Annotated in this window: 16 protein-coding genes; 8 read left to right on the forward strand and 8 right to left on the reverse strand. The window is 63.4% G+C overall.

Going from position 1 to position 17612, the window contains the following annotated elements; translation table 11 throughout:
- Nucleotides 1-2: 2 nt before the first annotated feature.
- The 5 genes from JJ959_RS12015 to JJ959_RS12035 all read right to left on the reverse strand — a co-directional run bounded on the left by JJ959_RS12015 (nucleotide 3) and on the right by JJ959_RS12035 (nucleotide 6146).
- On the reverse strand, nucleotides 3-437 hold the full coding sequence (locus tag JJ959_RS12015; RefSeq protein WP_292883935.1) for a hypothetical protein: 435 nt from the start codon (nucleotides 435-437) through the stop codon (nucleotides 3-5).
- A gap of 125 nt (nucleotides 438-562) precedes the next feature.
- The gene (locus JJ959_RS12020; protein WP_292883937.1) at nucleotides 563-1510 is read right to left on the reverse strand and encodes an N-carbamoyl-D-amino-acid hydrolase; all 948 of its coding nucleotides are present in this window, start codon (nucleotides 1508-1510) and stop codon (nucleotides 563-565) included.
- Between the two features lie 36 nt (nucleotides 1511-1546).
- The gene (gene hydA / locus JJ959_RS12025; protein WP_292883939.1) at nucleotides 1547-3004 is read right to left on the reverse strand and encodes a dihydropyrimidinase; all 1458 of its coding nucleotides are present in this window, start codon (nucleotides 3002-3004) and stop codon (nucleotides 1547-1549) included.
- Nucleotides 3005-3015: 11 nt separating this feature from the next.
- Nucleotides 3016-4467 carry an amidohydrolase family protein gene (locus JJ959_RS12030; RefSeq protein ID WP_292883941.1) on the reverse strand — a complete coding sequence of 484 codons (1452 nt, stop codon included), beginning with the start codon at nucleotides 4465-4467 and terminating at the stop codon, nucleotides 3016-3018.
- Between the two features lie 50 nt (nucleotides 4468-4517).
- On the reverse strand, nucleotides 4518-6146 hold the full coding sequence (locus JJ959_RS12035) for an amidohydrolase (protein ID WP_292883943.1): 1629 nt from the start codon (nucleotides 6144-6146) through the stop codon (nucleotides 4518-4520).
- A gap of 240 nt (nucleotides 6147-6386) precedes the next feature.
- On the opposite strand from JJ959_RS12035, the gene JJ959_RS12040 reads away from it, so the two are divergent.
- From JJ959_RS12040 to JJ959_RS12050, 3 genes are all read left to right on the forward strand, one after another.
- On the forward strand, nucleotides 6387-7616 hold the full coding sequence (locus JJ959_RS12040) for an SPOR domain-containing protein (protein WP_292883944.1): 1230 nt from the start codon (nucleotides 6387-6389) through the stop codon (nucleotides 7614-7616).
- A gap of 102 nt (nucleotides 7617-7718) precedes the next feature.
- Nucleotides 7719-8648 carry a DMT family transporter gene (locus JJ959_RS12045; protein ID WP_292883946.1) on the forward strand — a complete coding sequence of 310 codons (930 nt, stop codon included), beginning with the start codon at nucleotides 7719-7721 and terminating at the stop codon, nucleotides 8646-8648.
- A 28-nt stretch (nucleotides 8649-8676) separates the two neighbouring features.
- Nucleotides 8677-9585, forward strand: a complete 909-nt coding sequence (locus JJ959_RS12050) for a DMT family transporter (protein ID WP_292883948.1) — start codon at nucleotides 8677-8679, stop codon at nucleotides 9583-9585.
- Here JJ959_RS12050 and JJ959_RS12055 read toward each other — a convergent pair.
- Entirely contained in the window at nucleotides 9539-10780 is a 1242-nt protein-coding gene (locus JJ959_RS12055) for an MFS transporter (protein WP_292883950.1), read from the reverse strand. The two genes, JJ959_RS12050 and JJ959_RS12055, sit on opposite strands and share 47 nt — an antisense overlap.
- Nucleotides 10781-10874: 94 nt before the next feature.
- Nucleotides 10875-11291: a hypothetical protein gene (locus JJ959_RS12060; RefSeq protein ID WP_292883952.1), complete on the reverse strand. Its 417-nt coding sequence runs from the start codon at nucleotides 11289-11291 to the stop codon at nucleotides 10875-10877.
- Nucleotides 11292-11404: 113 nt separating this feature from the next.
- On the opposite strand from JJ959_RS12060, the gene JJ959_RS12065 reads away from it, so the two are divergent.
- The 5 genes from JJ959_RS12065 (at nucleotide 11405) to JJ959_RS12085 (ending at nucleotide 16336) form a co-directional block, all read left to right on the forward strand.
- Nucleotides 11405-11761 (forward strand): hypothetical protein, encoded by a 357-nt coding sequence (locus JJ959_RS12065; RefSeq protein WP_292883954.1) that lies wholly within the window; start codon nucleotides 11405-11407, stop codon nucleotides 11759-11761.
- Complete coding sequence (locus JJ959_RS12070) at nucleotides 11758-12363, forward strand: HD family hydrolase (RefSeq protein ID WP_292883956.1); 606 nt, start codon at nucleotides 11758-11760, stop codon at nucleotides 12361-12363. The genes JJ959_RS12065 and JJ959_RS12070 overlap by 4 nt, the downstream gene beginning before the upstream one ends.
- Before the next feature lie 126 nt (nucleotides 12364-12489).
- The gene (locus tag JJ959_RS12075; RefSeq protein WP_292883958.1) at nucleotides 12490-13680 is read left to right on the forward strand and encodes a hypothetical protein; all 1191 of its coding nucleotides are present in this window, start codon (nucleotides 12490-12492) and stop codon (nucleotides 13678-13680) included.
- A gap of 135 nt (nucleotides 13681-13815) precedes the next feature.
- Nucleotides 13816-14934 carry a hypothetical protein gene (locus tag JJ959_RS12080; RefSeq protein WP_292883960.1) on the forward strand — a complete coding sequence of 373 codons (1119 nt, stop codon included), beginning with the start codon at nucleotides 13816-13818 and terminating at the stop codon, nucleotides 14932-14934.
- A 4-nt stretch (nucleotides 14935-14938) separates the two neighbouring features.
- The gene (locus tag JJ959_RS12085; protein WP_292883962.1) at nucleotides 14939-16336 is read left to right on the forward strand and encodes a hypothetical protein; all 1398 of its coding nucleotides are present in this window, start codon (nucleotides 14939-14941) and stop codon (nucleotides 16334-16336) included.
- Between the two features lie 13 nt (nucleotides 16337-16349).
- Here JJ959_RS12085 and JJ959_RS12090 read toward each other — a convergent pair whose 3' ends face one another.
- Complete coding sequence (locus JJ959_RS12090) at nucleotides 16350-17582, reverse strand: MFS transporter (RefSeq protein WP_292883964.1); 1233 nt, start codon at nucleotides 17580-17582, stop codon at nucleotides 16350-16352.
- Nucleotides 17583-17612: the final 30 nt, after the last annotated feature.

Genomic DNA, 17612 nt, shown 5'->3' on the forward strand with positions numbered 1-17612 from the left:
GCTCACATCCCCCATGGCTGGATGCCGAACTTCTCGTGCGTGAGATCGACCACGCCGTCGTCGTCCGCCACCTGCGTCACCAGCAGGTAATTCACCCCGTCCCGCCGGATCAGGTCTCCATCGACCGTGACCTTGTGGCTCTGGATCTTCACCATCGAGGGATTGGAGACGTTTTGCGTGTCGGCCTCGACACGGAGCACGACATAGAGCGTGCCGTCCTCGGCCCGGATGCTGACCGGAATGCCGCCGACCGCACACCAGACCGCACACTGATAATGCGCCGAGCCGCGCGCATACATGATCTCGGTGACGTAGCACCAGGTATCGATCAGCTCTCCCTCGACGCGGATCCGCTCGACCTGCCCGGCGCGCGCACTCTGCATCGCGGCAGAGGCGACGAGGAAAACGGCAAGAATGAAGCTGGCGAACCTCGACATTGGGACTCCGGACCTCGAACGGCCCGCCCGGAAGACCGGGCGGGTTATTGATCTATGGTGCCAGGACTATAGCGCCAAGTCCGCCTCACCCAAGGTGACGAGCACGTGAAGGCGATGTGCCCGCCCTACTCCGCCGCGTCGGCAAGCTCGGGCGGCAGTTCGACACCGGTTTGGCTCGCGATGATCCCGTAATGCTCGATCCGCCGGTGCTTGGCGTAGTTGAACACCGTCTCCTTGCCCATCTTGGCGAGGTCGAGATCGGCCGCATAGGTGATCAGCTCGTCATCCACCGAGGAGACCTGGGAAACGATCTCGCCCGACGGCTGGATGATGCAGGAGCCGCCGATCAGCATGCAGCCGTCCTCCATCCCCGCCTTGGCGACGCCGACGACGAAGCAGGAATTCATGTAGGCATTCGCCTGCATGGTCAGATGGTTGTGGAACATGCGCAGATGGTTCGGCTCAAAGGCCGAGGTGTTCACGTCCGGCGTGTTGTAGCCGAGCACGATCAGCTCGGCGCCCTTCAGGCTCATCACCCGGTAGGTCTCCGGCCAGCGGCGATCGTTGCAGATCGCCATGCCGATGATACCGCCCTGCTGGCGCCAGACCCCGAAGCCGAGATCGCCCGGCTCGAAGTAGCGCTTCTCGAGATGCTGCCAGGGCCGTTTCGGATCGTATTCCGAGTGCCCTGGCAGATGCACCTTGCGGTACTTGCCGGTGATCTTGCCGGTCTCGTCGACCAGGATCGCGGTGTTGTAGCGGTGCCCGTCCGGCGTCAGTTCGGCATAGCCGAGATAGAAACCGATGCCGCGCTTGGAGGCTTCCTCGAACAGCGGCCGGGTCTCCGGCCCCGGCATCTCGCGCTCGAAATGGTGGTCCATCTTCGAGATGTCTTCCTCGTAGTAGCGCGGGAAGAAGGTGGTGAGCGCGAGCTCCGGGAAGACGACGAAATTGCAGCCGCGGTCGCCCGCCTGCTTCAGCAGCTCGATCATGCGCTTGACGGCGCTGGCGCGGGACTCCTCCGGCGCGATCGGGCCGAGCTGTGCGGCGCCGATGGTCAGGATGCGGGACATCAAAGTGCTCCTCTGTTCGAAACTTATTCTGACTGATTATTCCATAACCTTTCCGGCGACCGGATCAAACGGTGTCGGAAACTCCCCGCGCGGCTTGATATAGTCGTACGGCTCCCTCGCGAGGAACTTGCCGAAGCCGGGCTCGCACATGTCCTTGCCGTCCTGCCAGAGGACCGAGCCGCGTGCGATGGTCGCCGCCGGCCAGCCGGTGACTTCCATGCCCTCGTAAGGCGTGTAGTCGGTCGCGTGGTGCAGGATGTCCTGGGTGATCGTGGTCTTCTTCTCCGCGTCCCAGACCACGATGTCGGCATCGGCGCCGACCGCGATCGCGCCTTTCTGCGGATGCAGGCCGAAGAGCTTCGCGGCGTTGGTCGAGGTCACTGCGACGAACTCCTGCAGGCTCAGCCGCCCCTTCACCACGCCCTCGTGGAAGACAATCGGCATCCGGGTCTCGAGCCCCGGCACGCCGTTGGCGATGCGACTGAACGGCGCGTTGTCGCCGGCCCAGAACTTACCGTCCGGATCGTTGATATTGTAGGGCGCGTGATCCGAGGTGACGTTGCCAAGGGTGCCGGAGCGCACATATTCCCAGAGCGCCTCCTGCTCCGCCTCGGTGCGCGGCGCGGGCGAACAGAGGTACTTCGCCCCTTCCCGCGCATCGCGGTCGAGATCCTTCTCGGTCAGGACGAAATATTGCGGGCAGGTCTCGGCGAAGACCTTGAGGCCGCGCTGCTGCGCCCGGCGGATCTCCTCCGCCGCCTCGCCGCAGGTGACGTGGAAGATCTGGATCGGCTGGTCCATCAACTCCGCCAGCGCGATCATCCGGTAGGTCGCCTCGCGCTCGACCAGGGCCGGCTTGCACCAGGAATGGTACTTGGTGCCGTTCAGACCCGCCGCGAGCAGCTTCTCGGTCATGAACATGATCGCGTCGTGGTTCTCGGCATGGACGCAGACCAGCGCCTGGTTGCGCCGCGCGACCTCCAGGATGCGCAGGATCTGCCCGTCATCGACCCGGTTGCTGGCATAGGTCATGAAGAGCTTGATCGAGCGGTGACCCTCGCCGATCAGCTTCGGCAGGTCCTCGCCGACGACCGCGTCGTTCGGATCGTTGATGACGATGTGGAAACTGTAATCGATGCAGGCGCTCTTCGCCCGCTGGTGATAGGCGGCGACGCCGTCGGCGAGGCCGACGCCCTTCTGCTGCGGGGCGAAGCAGATCACCGAGGTGGTGCCGCCGCAGGCCGCAGACCGGGTCGCGCTCTCGAAGGTCTCCGCGTTGCGCCCGCCGGTGCTGGAAGGCTGGTCGATATGGCAGTGGCTGTCGACGCCGCCCGGCATCACCAGCCGGCCCGACGCATCGACTTCCTTCGCGCCGGCCCCGAGCTTCTCGCCGAGGGCGACGATGCGTCCGCCCTTCACGCCGACATCGGCCTTCACGATATCCGAGGCGTTGACGACGGTACCGCCGCGGACGACCAGATCATATTCGCTCATGTGTCCGCTCCTCAGTGCGCGTCGGGATAGCTCATCGGCGACAGCGTCTCGATCGGGCGCTGGGCCCAGTCGCGCTGGCGCACGGTCGACATGGTGATCTTCTGGTACTCGGTCATCTTCGCGGCCGCTTCCGCGACATCGATGGTGACGACCTCGCCGTTATCGACCACGCGTTTGCCGTCGACATAGACATGTTTCACCGCCCGGTCGCCGGCGGAATAGAGCAGGCTGCGGAGCGGATCTCGCACCGGCTGCATGTAGGCATGGTCGAGATCGACCATCACCAGGTCCGCCTTGCAACCGACCTCGAGCCGGCCGATATCGTCGCGGCCGAGGGTCTTGGCGCCGCCGATCGTGCCGGCGTCGAAGATCTCCTCCGTCGTCGCGTTGTTGTAATCGCCGGACATGATGCGGCCGACGATCATCGCGACTTCGAGCTCGTGAATGAAATTGTGCGGGAAGGTGTCGGTGCCGAGGCCGAGCGGGATGCCCGCCTTCACGTAGCGGCCGACATGGTTGAGCGCGATGCCACGGCGCCAGAACACGGTCGGACAGTGCGCGACATTGGCACCGGACTTCACCAGCAGATTGAAGTCGTCCGCCTGCGGCCAGTGCAGCCAGGGATGGTCGTTCAGGAAGATGCAGTGGCCGATGATCGTGGTCTCGTCCAGCACGCCGAGGCTGTCGAGCCATTCGAGCGGCGTCAGGCCGTGGCGTCGGGTGATCTCGTTGAACTCGACCACGCTCTGCGCGGCGTGGATCTGCATCTTGATGCCGCGCCTTTTGGCCTCCTCGTGCGAGGCCTTGATCAGCTCGGGCGTGCAGGTATCGATCTGGGACGGGCCCATCATGCCGGAGATGCGGCCGGAGGGATGCTTGTCCGCCTCCTCGATGATCTCGATGGCGCGTTCCATCGCCTTCTCGCCGGCCTTGGTGTCCCAGTCATAGACCACCGAATGCCCGTCCTTGGTCGACCAGACGGCGTCCCGGTACATCGGACAGAGCACGGCGCGGATACCCGTGTCGGCGACGTCCTCGACCCAGGTGTCCCGGGCGCCGGAGAGATCGGCGAAGGTGGTGACGCCGCTCTTCAGCATCTCGTGAATGGCGTAGCGCGTCGTATAGGGCGCGGCCTCCGGGAGAATCCGGAAGACCGGCATGTATTCGTAAAGCCCGCTCTGCCCGAGCTTCGGACTGCCGAGTTCCTCATTCAGCCCCTTGTTGCCGGGCTCGGAAGTCGGGTGGTTGTGGATTGAGACGAAGCCCGGCATAACCATCATCCGGCTGCCATCGACGGTCTCGTCCGCCGTGCCCTCGAAACCGGGGCCGACATGGATCAGCGTGCCGTCCCTGAAGGCGACGTCGGCATCGTGGAAGAATCGGTGTCCGGCCGCGCTGCCGTTCGCCCCGGCCTGCCAGCCGATCACCCAGGCCGCGTTCTTGATCAAAGTGGTCTTCGACATGTCCCTGCTCTCTCTGTTCCGGGCCGGCTTCCGGCTCTGCTTTGCTGACTTCAGGCCGCCTCGCCCAGGCGGTCGTGCATGATATCCCCGCCGACGATGGTGAGATCGGCGTTGGCCTCGAGGATCTCCTCCGGCTCGATCGCGAAGAGGTCGCGGTCGAACACGGTGACGTCGCCGAGCTGCCCCGGCGCCAGCGTCCCCTTGATGTCCTCCTCGAAGGAACCGTAGGCACCGCAATAACTGTAGCAATGCAGCGCCTCTTCAAGGCTCACCCGCTGGTCGGCCCCGAGCACGGTGCCGCGCTTGGTCTTGCGGGTGATCATCGAATAGATGTTCTGGAACGGATTGGTCGAGGAGACCGGCGCGTCCGAACTCGCCGAGGGATGGACGCCCGCGTCAAGGAAGGAGCGCAGCGGATAGGCTTTGGCCGCCAGGTCCTCGCCCAGCACGTCGACATAGAGATCGCCGAACTCGTACATGAAGATCGCCTGCGGCGCCGGCAGCACGCCGATCCGCTTCATGCGGGCGAGCTGCTCCGGTGACAGGAAGCCGCAATGCTCGATCCGGTGACGGCGGTTGCCCTGGCTCTCGACGTCGTTGCCGATCGCCAGCTCGTAGGCAGTCAGGATCTGCTCGATCGCACGGTCGCCGATGGCGTGGGCCGCAACCTGGTAACCGCGGTCGTGATAGTCCTTCACATAGTCGAAGAGCTGCCGGTCCTCGTAGATCATGATGCCGAGATTTTCCGGCTCATTCAGATAGGGGCTGAACATTGCCGCGGTCTTGCCGCCGGCGCTGCCGTCGGTGAAGAGCTTCATCGGGCCGACGCGGAGCCACTCGTCTCCGTCCCCGGTCATCAGGCCGAGATCGATCGCCCGGTCGGGCCAGCCGCTGGCGCCGGCAAGCGGCATCAGATGCATGCGGAGGCCGAAGCCGCCCTGGCGCTTCAGCTGCTGGTAGGCGAGCCACTCGTCATAGCCCTGGCGCAAACCGACGCCCGGATCGGTGACGCTGGTGAAGCCTAGAGAAAGATTGTGCCGCTGTCCGGCGCGCACGCCTTCGGCCAACGCGTCGATCGTGTGATCGCTGAGCACCGCGGTGATGTTTTCCTGCGCCCGCTCCTGCAGCAGACCGGTCAGCTTGCCGTTCTGGCTCTCGATATGGCCGCCCTCGGGCTGAGGCGTCGACTCGTCGATCCCTGCCAGGGACAGAGCGGCGCTGTTGGCGACGCCCATATGGCCGCAGGTGCGCTTCACATAAACGGGGTTGTTCGGCGCCACCTGATCCAGTTCCTCGCGGAACGGATGACGCTTGGCATCGAGCTCGAAATGGTCGTAGCCGCGGCCGAAAATCCACTCGCCGGGCTTCGCCTTCGCCGCCCGCTCCTTCACCTTCGCCAGCAGGTCCTGCAGGCGGGTGTCCTTCTTGCAGTCGATCTCCGAGAGGCCCAGCCCGACCGAGAGCAGATGCTGGTGCGCGTCGTTCAAGCCCGGCGCCGCGAGACGGCCGCCGAGATTCACGACTTTCGTCCCGTCGCCGACCAGCCCGTCCAGTTCGGCATCCGAGCCGTGGGCGATGACCTTGCCACCCCAGATTGCCACCGATTCGGCAAATCCGGCACCGCGGCCGAGAAACACATTGCCCCCGCGCAATACCAGATCCGCTTTCGCCGTAACCATATCGCAATGTCCTTTCGGTGATGGCCCGGTAAAACCGCAAGGACTGCGCGGCGGGCCTCAGATGAGAGCCCAAGAGTGCGGCTGCGAAGAAGCTCTGTCAACGGCTCGCCCCGTGCCGTTTCAGCCTTTCACCGTTGCAACATCATCTAGGGGTCGAGTTGACACTAAAGCCAAGATATTGGATATTTTTCCGGCTATTGACCCGGGGTGCGGCGCCCCTTTCAGGCGACGAAAAACACGATGCGGCTACTCTCCCGACGTCTTCTTCCCCTGGCCCTGATCGGCATGCTTTCCGCGTGCTCGTTCGAGATCCCCGATTTCGGCATTTTCAGCGCGGACGAGGCGCTTCCGGCGAAGGAACCGCTCGCCCAGCTGCCGCCGGCGCCGAAGCCGCTCTATCAACCTGGCGACACCTACGTTTTCAACGATGACGGCACTGTCGTGCAGGAGCAGGTTGTCGGCGTCACTCCCGACCGGGTGACCTGGACAAACGATTCCGGGCTGATCTGGACCACCACGAACGAACTCGTCACGCCGCAACTGTCCTGGTCCTCGCATCCGGAACTTGGACGCGGCCGGCAGACCGTGATCGGCAATCCCGGGACCCTGTTCCCGCTGCAGGAAGGCAATATCGTCGCCTTCGGCATCCGCGGAAACAGCGAGAAGGTGCCGACCGGCTGGGAAGACGAACTACGCTGCGTCGTCGCCGGGCAGGAAGACGTCACGGTCCCCGCCGGGACCTTCACCACCTTCCGGATCGACTGCAAGCGCAAGGATGTGGAGACGAGCCTCTATTACGCGCCCGTGGCCCAGAACTACGTGCTGCGCGAGCGGATCTTCGCGAACTCGCGTTCCCGCAAGGAGCTGATGTCCGTCAATCTCGCGGACAACCGAACGGCCAGCATGCCGGTGACGGTCGAACAGCCGACGCACAAGACCGACGTCGTCAATCCGAGGATCGCCGCAGCAGACAAGATGCAGGCGGAGACCCCGATGGCGGGAACCGACGACAGGATGGCCAAGGCGGAGGAGCGTGGCGAAAGCATGCCAGCCATGGACGATACGCGTCTGGTGATGCTTATTTCGCGGCTCGAATCCGTCGTCTCCAAGCTGGAGACCATGACGGAAGACAAGGTAATGCCTCCGAAAGAGGCCGCCGCCGAAGAGAAGATGGAAAAGCCCGAGACCGGCATGACCGCGCCGAGCGCGACCGGAAAATGGGGCATCCACCTCGAATCCTACCGCACCCAGAGCGGTGCCCGTCGCGGCTGGACGGCATTGCAGAAGCGCTATCCGGACGATCTCGGCGCGCTTGAACTCAAGACCATCGAGTTCGATGCAGGCGACGGACGCGGGACTTTCGTCAGGCTCGTCGGTGCGGCCTTCGAGACCCGCGCCGATGCCGGCAAGGCCTGCAGCGCACTCAAGGCCAAACGTCAGTTCTGCCAGGCGGTGCGCATCGCGCGCTGACGCGAAGGCTTTCTTCTCGCAACGACGTTTGCCAACGCTCCGGTCACCGGCTAAGGAGCGTGTGCGCCGATCGTGCGCACCCCTTTTCAGGATGCATTCTTCATGAGCGACACACGAGCGCCCGCAACCGCCGGGGATGGCGGCCTCAGCAATCCGGCGCTCGGCATCGGCCTCAGCGTTGTTGCGATCGCGATGTTCGCGACGATGGACGCGCTGGCGAAGTTCACCTCCGAGACGATCCGAGTCGAAATGGTGATCTGGGGCCGTTACTTTTTCCACTTCCTCGCCATGGTGATGATCCTTCCAATCCTCGGAGTCCGGCGTGCCTTCAAGACAAGCCAGACCGGCAAGGTGGCGATCCGGGGCCTGCTGCTGCTCGCCTCCACCTTCTGCTTCTTCACCGCGATCTCCCAGATCCCACTGGCCGAAGCCAACGCGATCGGTTTCGTCGCGCCGCTGATCACCGTCGCCCTCTCGGCCTTCTTCCTGCGCGAGACGGTCGGCATCCGGCGCTGGTCCGCCGTCGCCATCGGCTTCGGCGGCATGCTGGTGGTGCTCCGTCCCGGGTTCCAGGACATCCACTGGGCCTATTTCCTGGTCTTGGCGATGGCGACCATGTTCAGCGTCTTCGCGCTCCTCACCCGGGCCCTGAACCGCACCGAGGATCCGGTCGCGATGCTGTTCCACACTGCGATGATCGGCACCGCAGGAGCCTGCCTGCTGGCCTTCTTCTACTGGGAAACGCCAACCCTGACGGAATGGCTGCTGCTGATGGTGATAGGGGGGATCGGCGGGGTTTCCCACCAGATCCTGATCTATGCCTACCGCTATGCGAGTGCCTCGATCCTCGCGCCGTTCCAGTACACGATCATCGTCTGGTCGACTGTCTACGGATTCTTCCTGTTCGGAGATGTTCCGGACCTCTGGACATTCATCGGCGCGGGGGCGATTGTCGCCGCCGGTCTCTATGTCTGGGTGCGGGAGCGGCAGGTGAAGAAGCAGCCGCCGACACCGACCCCGATCAGACGCTGACCCACCCTCTTCCGGATCGGACCCGACCATGACCGGCGCGAGCGCCCACCGACCCGCCCTTGCGATCTGCCTGATCATCGCCGGCTTCACCTGCTTTTCGACCATGGACATGCTGGTCAAGAAAAGCGGCGCCATGGTGCCGGTCGAGCAGGTGACTTTCTTCCGCTATGCGGTTCATTTCGCGGTCCTTCTGGCCCTGACGCCATTTCTCGGCCTGAGGACGATGCTGGGCGGACGACGGTTCGGCTTCCTCGCGCTGCGCGGCGGCTTCATGTTCGTCTCCACCGTGCTTTTCTTCACTGCAATCACGCAGCTGCCGCTGGCCGAGGCGGCAGCGATCACCTTCATGGCGCCGATCATCACCGTCGGGCTGTCCGTTCTCTTTCTGAAGGAGCAGGTCGGCATCAGGCGCTGGAGCGCGGTCGCCGTCGGGTTCGGCGGCATCCTGGTGATACTGCGCCCCGGCCTGCAGGAACTCTCCCCCGCGCATTTCATGGTGCTGGCGACCGCCTTCTTCTTTTCGGTCTTCACACTGATGACGCGCCATGCGGGCACGGGGACACCGATTGCCGCGACCACGTTCCTGACGGGACTGACCGGGCTCGTCGGCTCGGCCTTTATGTTGCCCGGGACCGGCCCGCTCCCATCACCCGAAAGCTGGCCGGTACTCGCTGTCATCGGGTTGCTCGCGCTCGCGGCGGAATGCCTGCTGATCCTCGGATACCGCTACGCCTTCGCGTCGCTGCTGGCGCCGTTCCAGTATGTGCAGATGCTCTGGGCAACCTTTTTCGGCTGGCTCGTCTTCGACACGCTTCCGGATCTCTGGACCTGCGCCGGCGCTGTGCTGGTGATCGGCGCCGGGCTCTATATCTGGCTCCGGGAAAGCCGGATCAGGCAGGATCCGCCGCTGGTTGCCGACGCCAGCGGACAGAGGTGAAGACGGTGAACATCGACAGGATCATGAAACCGGCGATGGCATAGAACACCAGCTCCGGCGCGAATTCGTCGAGGATGAAGCCGAAGATCATCGGCGAAACGATGCCGCCGATGCTGAAACCGGTGGTCACGAAGCCGAAGACCTTGCCGTACTGCCCGTCCGGCGTGACAGAGCGGACGATCATGTCGCGCGACGGCATGATCATGCCATGCATGATGCCCTGCGCCGTCAAGGATGCGAGCAGCAGCGGCTCCGGCAGATCGACCGTCGCCACCATGGCGATCATCACCGCGGTCGCAAAGAAACAGAACGCGGCGACCACATTGTGGTTGGAGGTCTTGTCGGCGAGGTAACCGCCGAACAGGATCCCGATCGTCGTGCCGACGAGATAGCCGGTGAGCGCGCCGGTCGCGACCGGAATCTCGGTGCCGTGCACGAGATTGAGCGCGGAAACCAGGAAGTTGTTCAGGCCGCCCGACCCCATCGCTGTCATCGTATAGAAGCCGAGACACATCAGGATCGGGAACGAGAACAACAGCGCGCGGCTTGAGGCCGACGCCGCAGCAGGTTTAGCCGCTCCCTCCTCCGTCTTGCGCTTGGTATGGAGGCTCTGGGCCGAGATCAGTAGCGCCGCCGCGGTGACGAGCCCGGCAATGCCGCAAACCACGAGCGCAGAGCGCCATCCCATCATCTCGCTGAGGAAGATGACGAGCGGCGGCGCCACAGCGAAACCGGCGAAACCGGCGAAGGTATGCAGACTGAAGGCGCGTCCCATCCTCGCCCCGGAGACCGAGGCGGAGAGGATCGCGTAGTCGGCCGGGTGATAGACCCCGTTCGCGACGCCGGCGACGGCCATCAGCGCCAGAAGCCCCCAGTAAGTGTCGCCGAAACCGATGAGGAGAAAGGCCAGCGCCTCGAGGGCCAACCCGCCGATGAGGATCCAGCGGGCGCCGAACCGGTCGACGAGATAACCGAACGGAAGCTGCGTGCTCGCCGTCGCACCGCTGAAGATCGTCATGATCAGGCCGAGTTCGAGGAAGCTGACGCCGAACTGCTCTCGCAGTACCGGAAACAGCGGCGGCAACAGCAGGATATAGAAATGGCTGAAGAAATGCGCGACGCCGATCAGGCTGATGACCTTGACGTCGGAGAAGGCTCCCCCGGCGGGCGGGACGGCTTGCGTATCGGCGGTCATCGAATGTCCTGGCGCAAAAAATCAGGAAAGTCAGACCGCAAAACTGGAACGCACGGGGAGAGAGGTCAAGAGCGGCCTCTCCCCCGATCCGCGATTACTGTTGTGCCGCAAGCCACCAGCGGGAGATGCGATTGCCCTCGTCGTCGGTGCTTTCGAATTCGTTGTTCTCGAGCAGGCGGACGCGGAGGCAGCGTTCGGTCTCGCTGTCGAACGGAGTCAGGCAGTAATGTTCCTTGGTCGGCCGAACGGTTCCCGTCTCGTAAAATTCCTCGAAACCGTTCTGCGCCGGCACATGCAGCGAGTAGACCTTGCGCTTCTCGAGCTTGAAGTAGAAGGCCCGGTTCCCCTCGGTCAGCCAGCCGGAAATCAGCCGCCCGTCGGCAAGAGCGAGGAATCCCGGTCCGGTCATTCCGCGCGGATCGTAAGCGCCGGCGGGTTGCGGTGCCGCCGACAGGAAAACGGTTGCGACGGCGGCGGCCAGCATGGACTTGGCGAAAACCTTGAGATGCACAGTAAAATCTCCATTTTTATTGTGCGAATTCTTCTTGAAATCACGGTAACAGAATCGCATCAACATCTGAACAAATTCTTTCAATCACTTGGTTTCCATGCATTTTGTCTAAAATGGCGAAACAATCACAAGCAAAACCGTTGATATCCAGCGTGATTTGGCCGGCTTTCATCGCCGTTTCCATTCTATGGATCGGTGCGTTCGCTTGGTTGTTTCTCGACCGCTGGTCTGAAGATCTCGCACCTGTCGAGCGAACCTATATGCTCCAGGAACAAACCTGCAAGGCAGCCTACCGAGAAACGGAGGCACGCGACCGCTGCATCCTGATCATGGAGCTCGACCGCTTCCAGAGCCGCAGCATCATGATAGCCAACCGCGTCCTTGCCTGCGCGAGCCTTCCCTTGATCGGTTTCGGCATTCTCGTCTATCTGGGACGCCGCCGAACCGGCAAGAAGGGACAGAGGACGTGACGCGCGCGAAAACCGCCACCGGGCCGAGGGCATGGCAGCGCATGCTGAGCGGCCGCAGACTGGACCTGCTCGACCCCTCCCCGCTCGACGTGGAGATCGAGGATATCGCGCACGGTCTCTCCCGGGTGGCGCGCTGGAACGGACAGACCGAGGGCCGCTGGCCCTATTCGGTCGCCGAACATTCTATCCTGGTCGAGAAACTGGTTCACCGGCTCGATCCCGACCTGGCTCTGAAATGGCGCCTGGCGACCTTGCTGCACGATGCCCCGGAATATGTCGTCGGCGACATGATCACCCCTTTCAAGGCGGTCATCGGTCCAGACTACAAAGAAGTCGAGAAACGGCTCGAGGGCGCGGTGCATGTAAGGTTCGGGCTGCCGGCCAGACTACCGGCGGAGATCACCGCCAAGATCAAACGCGCGGACAGAATCGCGGCTTACCTCGAGGCGACACAACTGGCCGGCTTCTCGAAGTCCGAAGCGGACAAAATATTCGGAAAACCGAAGACCGGCACGGATATGATCATCGAACCGATGTCGCCGACCGCGGCGAAACAGGCCTATCTCAAGCGCTTCCGCATTCTGGGCGGGTCGTCACGCTGAATTCGACCCCCGGTATGAACCGACATATGTCCGGGTGACACAACTGGATTCCCGGTTCCCGATCCTGCACTATCCGAAACTTAGACAGGGCGGCATAGATATTGTCGGTTCACCCGGGAGCGCGGAATGTTGGTGCAGAGCAATGGCGGCGGTGCGCAGGAAAAGCGGCGCAAGCTTACGCCGATCCTGGACCAGATCATCTATGGGCCGCCGAGCGTCACCTGGAACGTCCTCGGCATCACGCTCGATCTGGAACAGGGACAGAATTTCTTCGAGATCCCGAGCCTGAACCGCGTCATCATCTTCAAGTATCCGAACTTCAAGGTCGAGGTCTCCGACAAGACCAAGATCGATTTCGGCGGCAAGGACGCCGCCCTCTCCGACGAGCGTCCGGTCGAGACCGCCATCTATATCCCGAACAACGAGGAGTTCCCGCAGGACGGCGGCTATGCGGTCTATCTGCGCCAGAAGGACTCCGAGGAGCTGCTGCAGCGTTACGTCGGGATCGCGCAAGGTCACATGACCGAGGCGATGACCCGCGACTTCAGACGCCTGTCGCTGATCGACGACCTGCCCTCGCTCGATCCGTTCCTGCTCAAGACCGCGCTGGACCGAGAAAAACTCTCCTACAACCCGGCCTATCTGCAGATGAAGGATGGCGAAGAAGACAACATTCAGTCGGTGATTCGCGACAAGGTACGCCCGATTGTCGCCAAGGCGCTCGGCGCCGACGACACTGACAGCGCCAAGACGCAGCGTTTCATCGACGCGATCTGGGACCCGACGATCCCGGAAGCCGCGCTCTTCATCGAGGCTTTCAAGATCGACAACAAGGAAGTCGCCAACGTCTTCAGCGCCTGGAAGGGCGTTTCCTTCTATCAGTACCAGTTCGAGGAAAACAAACCGCAGATCGCCGAAGTCATCGGATGGATCAAATCAGAGCAGTCGCTGCCGATAGACCACCGGCAGCACCGGGCTTTTCTCGAACAGCAAAAAATGTTCAAGGAGCGCGTACTGAAAAAGATTCTGAACGTGGTCGGGAATATTAACCAGATATTCAAGGATTTCGATTCATGCTACCGGAAATTTATTGAAGAAGGAGATCCGGTCGCGTTTCGAAACTTCCTGATTACATCGCATTACCGGTACTGGTTGCTGGGCTATTGCTGCACTTCGTTGATGCACATAAGGAACATTTTCGACCGGTCACGGAGCGAGGGCGTCAGAGGCGCATTGAGGTTCGAGCAATTGAACGACATGCTCGCCAATATGGATGCAACCGTGAGCAGTAAGGCGGGCGGCGCGAAGGACCTTTAGGTTTCTGCAACTCTTGTCCGAAACCGTTAACATTCTGAAATTCCGTTGAAAATGCGATCTTTTTGCGGCCAAATGCAGGGTGCAAGACCCTTTGATCGCGCTGACGGTAGAACTGGGCAGACGGACAACGAAGGTATGGCGAACCAATCGACCACAGCGACCCATTTCTGGCCTGCGAGCTTCGCCGAGCGGGGCGTTGCGGTCCCATTCACCACGCCGAGCGTGGCCATGGCGCGGGTGCGGAACGGCGAGCGTGGACGCCTCGAGATGGTTATTTCCGGGCTCTCCGGCGGGCGTGGAGTCTATGTCATCGGCTGGAACGGCGTGCCGGAGACTTTCAAGCTGACGGTCTACGATCGCGTGCTGCAGGAGAATATCAGCGACATAGAAACCGTCACGCCGGATGCGGTCCGCGATGCCGTGATTCGCGCCTCGGTTACCGGTCTCGCCGGCGAGGATGCCGCGGCGGCCGCCTACGCGGCGAGCACCCGCTCCACGGAGATCCAGCTGCGCATCAGCCTCGCCCTCACCAGCCACGTGGTGAAGGCGGTTCTCGACACCGATCTCGACCTCAGCCTCGCGGCCCTCAGCCTTCCGGCGGGACAGCAGAAAGTACAGGGTCTGCTCGGCCGTATTTCAAGAATGCTGAACATCGCCCCAGATACCCTGTCCCTGGCGATGACCGAGTGGGCAGACCTTCTGGAACTTGTCGGGCTGCCGCGCCATCAGCCTGCGGGACGCCTGCGGAAGATCTTCTCGGACGCGGATCATTTCCGCAGCTCCTTCAGGGACTGGATGCGGACCAGCGAATTGCCGGAAGGCCACCCGGCGGGCCTGGTGACCGAGGTACTCGACGAGACCTATCTCTACTGGCAGGCCGCGTTCGACGAGATCGACGCCTTTGCGAACAACCCTTCCGGAACGCTGCAGAACTGGTCCCGCCACAAGCTCGATCTCGAGCGGCTCAGCGCGCGCATCCCGTGGCTCGAAGACGGCTGGCCGGTGATCTTCGCGATCTGGGAGAATGCGCTGCGCGCAAGCCGGGAAGAGCAACTTGCGGCGGTCTCGGTTATCCTGTCCGGACTGCCGCTTTTGCCGCGCGACGAAGTGGACAGGGAAAGCCATGCCCGATGGCTGGATTTCGCGAAACGTCTCGGGCTTTCGGCGTCCCGCAACGAAGTGCGCGGACAGAGCAGCATCGACCTGCAGAGCATGCTCAGGCAGGAAAAGGTCCTGGCAAGGAGCTTCGGATAGGCGAATGAGTTCAGATTCGGACGGCAGCCCGATCAATCTCGGCGATCTCGACGGACAGCTCTTCCGGATTCCGGAGGCTGACCTCACCAATCTCGTGGCAGAGCTCGAGAAGCGTTCGCTCGACCGCAAGAAGGCGCCGGCCGTCGCCCAGGTCATGGCGAAACTGCGCCCCCGGCTCGCGATATTGAAGCCGGAGCGCCAGGCGACCCTGGTGCGGTTCTTCGCCGAGCCTTTCGCCGACCTGCTCTACACCTCCGGAGAACCGCGCAAGGCGGTCGGACGGATCCCGCGCAGCGCCATCGTGCCCTGCTACAAGCTGTTCCTCGAACATGCCGAAGCCCATCGCGTGCAGCGGTATCAGGACGATCTCGAGGAGATCGAGAAGGACAACGACGCGGCGCTGATCGAGCTTGGCACCGGCTTCTGGCGCTATGCCGCCGGCCGGCTCCGTCAGGTGCTCACCGACGCGGAGCGGGACAAGAACAAGAAACGGGCGATCATCGAGCAACTTGGCGGCGAACCCGTTTTCGAGGCGCTGATCGAGATGGTCGGCGTCCTCGAGGTCGCCGTGCCGGTCATGGAGCTGCGGAAAGCCCTGCCGTCCTCCGGCCTCAGCCAGGTGACGAACGCGCATCTCGAGCATATCTGCACGGCGCTCAACACCGTGCACCGCCAGCGTCCAGCCAACACCCAGTTCATCGTCTTCGTCATCCTCGCCCGGCTGCAGAACCCGTCGATGATCGTCGAGATCATGCAGCGCGCCGAGGACGCCGGAACGGTGGCCGACGTATCCGGGATCACCGAGATCGCGAACCAGGCCATCGTCAGCCAGACCGAGGAGAAAATCCGCGGCCTGGAGGAGAAGATCCACAGCTCGACCAGCGGTCAGGACCTGGCTCTGCAGACGGAGAAATTCGTCAAGGACATCCTCGGTGCCGCCCGCGCCGTCAGCGGTTCCGGTTCACGCATGCAGAACCGGCAGGTGCAGCGTACAAAGACCGAGATGGCGGATCTCGTCCGCCGCGAGATGCTGGAGGCGGTCGACGGACAGGTCGCGTCCAGCCTCTCGTCCCTCGGCGATCTGGACAGCGGCCGGGACCCGGTCGCGGCGCAGAAGACCGTCGAGGACCGGATCGTCTCGCTGATGATCACCGACCGCTTCGCGGAAGAGCTCGGCATCGAGCGCGACGTGAACAAGCGGCTCGCGGAGCTGGAGCATGATATCGGCGCCCAGTCCGAGGCCCTGCTGAGCAAGATCCGGAGCCGGAACGCCTCGGCACTCGATCCCGACGACGCCCAGCGTCAGCTCTATACCCAGGTCCGCATGACCGAACTGCTGCTCGGCCCGGAGAAGGCCAACCAGCTGCGCCTCGAAGGCATCCGTCTGCTGAACGGCGCCTGAGGCACCGCCGGCGCTATTCCGCCGGTGCCGGCTGCCGCTCGATGGCGTGCTCGCGGATCGGCCAGTGCACCAGTCCGGCAAAGACCGAGAGCGCGATCGAGATATACCAGATCCCGTTATAGGACCCGGTCTCGTCGAAGATCCGCCCGCCGAGCCAGACGCCGAGGAACGAGCCGATCTGGTGGCTGAAGAAGACGATCCCGAACAGCATGCTCATGTAGCGCATCCCGAAGATCTGCCCGACCAGCCCCGAAGTCAGCGGCACGGTGCTGAGCCAGAGCAGCCCCATGGCGCCGGCGAAGGCATAGATCATCATCTCGCTCGGCGGCGCCAGCAGCATCGCGACGATGACCACGCCGCGGCCGAGATAGAGCAGGCTGAGGAGATATTTCCGCGAGAACTTCCCGCCGAGCACGCCCGCGCTGTAGGAACCGATGACGTTGAACAGGCCGACCAGCGCCAGCGCATTGGCGCCGATGGCGACCGTGAGGCCGAGATCGGTCGCATAGGCCGGCAGGTGCACGGCGATGAAGGCGACCTGGAAGCCGCAGACGAAGAAGCCCGCAACCAGCAGCCAGTAGCTCTTGTAGGTGAAGGCCTCCTTCAGCGCCTGGCCGACGCTCTGGTCCGCCGGAACCGGATTGGCCTTGGTGCCCTTCACGGTCCAGAAGGCGAACGCGAGCGGGATCATCGCCAGCGAGGCGAGGCCCATGAAGAAGGCGGCGTCCTTCCAGCCGATGCTGGCGACGAGGCCGCCCGCGACCGGTACCAGCAGGAACTGGCCGAGCGAGCCCGAGGCGCCGACCACGCCGAGCGCCCAGGAGCGGCGCTCTGGCGGGAAGAGCTGGCCGACGGCGCTGAGGATGATGCCGAAGGACGTGCCGGAGAGCCCCGCCCCGACCAGCGCGCCCGCGCTCAGATGCAGCATGCCGGCCGAGGTCGAATAGGCGACGAGCACGGTGCCGGCGGCATAGATCAGCGCGCCGCCGCAGATCGCCCGGAACGGGCCGTAGCGGTCGGAGATCGCGCCGGCGAAGGGCTGGGTCGCGCCCCAGAGCAGGTTCTGGATCGCCAGCGAGAAGGCGAAGACCTCGCGCCCGACGCCGAGCTCGGCGGTGATCGGCGGCAGGAAGACACCGAAGCCGGAACGGATGCCGAAGCTCAGCGCGCCGATGATCCCGCCGCAAAGCAGCGCGATATAGGCGAGCCGCATGTTGTAGTCCTGGCGGTCGCTTGCACCTGACATTCCGTCTCGTCCTTCTTTTCAGGGGTGCCG

It is taken from the genome of Nisaea sp. (assembly GCF_017640745.1).
In the GTDB taxonomy this organism is placed as follows: Bacteria; Pseudomonadota; Alphaproteobacteria; order Thalassobaculales; family Thalassobaculaceae; genus Nisaea.

What these genes read in the sequence shown, in the direction of transcription:
- JJ959_RS12035 (WP_292883943.1), bottom strand. Translation starts at nt 6,146, where the DNA reads ATGGTTACGGCGAAAGCGGATCTGGTATTGCGCGGGGGCAATGTGTTT.
- JJ959_RS12020 (WP_292883937.1), bottom strand. Translation starts at nt 1,510, where the DNA reads ATGTCCCGCATCCTGACCATCGGCGCCGCACAGCTCGGCCCGATCGCG.
- JJ959_RS12080 (WP_292883960.1), top strand. Translation starts at nt 13,816, where the DNA reads ATGGCGAACCAATCGACCACAGCGACCCATTTCTGGCCTGCGAGCTTC.
- JJ959_RS12040 (WP_292883944.1), top strand. Translation starts at nt 6,387, where the DNA reads ATGCGGCTACTCTCCCGACGTCTTCTTCCCCTGGCCCTGATCGGCATG.
- JJ959_RS12045 (WP_292883946.1), top strand. Translation starts at nt 7,719, where the DNA reads ATGAGCGACACACGAGCGCCCGCAACCGCCGGGGATGGCGGCCTCAGC.
- hydA (WP_292883939.1), bottom strand. Translation starts at nt 3,004, where the DNA reads ATGAGCGAATATGATCTGGTCGTCCGCGGCGGTACCGTCGTCAACGCC.
- JJ959_RS12075 (WP_292883958.1), top strand. Translation starts at nt 12,490, where the DNA reads ATGTTGGTGCAGAGCAATGGCGGCGGTGCGCAGGAAAAGCGGCGCAAG.
- JJ959_RS12030 (WP_292883941.1), bottom strand. Translation starts at nt 4,467, where the DNA reads ATGTCGAAGACCACTTTGATCAAGAACGCGGCCTGGGTGATCGGCTGG.
- JJ959_RS12085 (WP_292883962.1), top strand. Translation starts at nt 14,939, where the DNA reads ATGAGTTCAGATTCGGACGGCAGCCCGATCAATCTCGGCGATCTCGAC.
- JJ959_RS12065 (WP_292883954.1), top strand. Translation starts at nt 11,405, where the DNA reads ATGGCGAAACAATCACAAGCAAAACCGTTGATATCCAGCGTGATTTGG.
- JJ959_RS12055 (WP_292883950.1), bottom strand. Translation starts at nt 10,780, where the DNA reads ATGACCGCCGATACGCAAGCCGTCCCGCCCGCCGGGGGAGCCTTCTCC.
- JJ959_RS12050 (WP_292883948.1), top strand. Translation starts at nt 8,677, where the DNA reads ATGACCGGCGCGAGCGCCCACCGACCCGCCCTTGCGATCTGCCTGATC.
- JJ959_RS12090 (WP_292883964.1), bottom strand. Translation starts at nt 17,582, where the DNA reads ATGTCAGGTGCAAGCGACCGCCAGGACTACAACATGCGGCTCGCCTAT.
- JJ959_RS12015 (WP_292883935.1), bottom strand. Translation starts at nt 437, where the DNA reads ATGTCGAGGTTCGCCAGCTTCATTCTTGCCGTTTTCCTCGTCGCCTCT.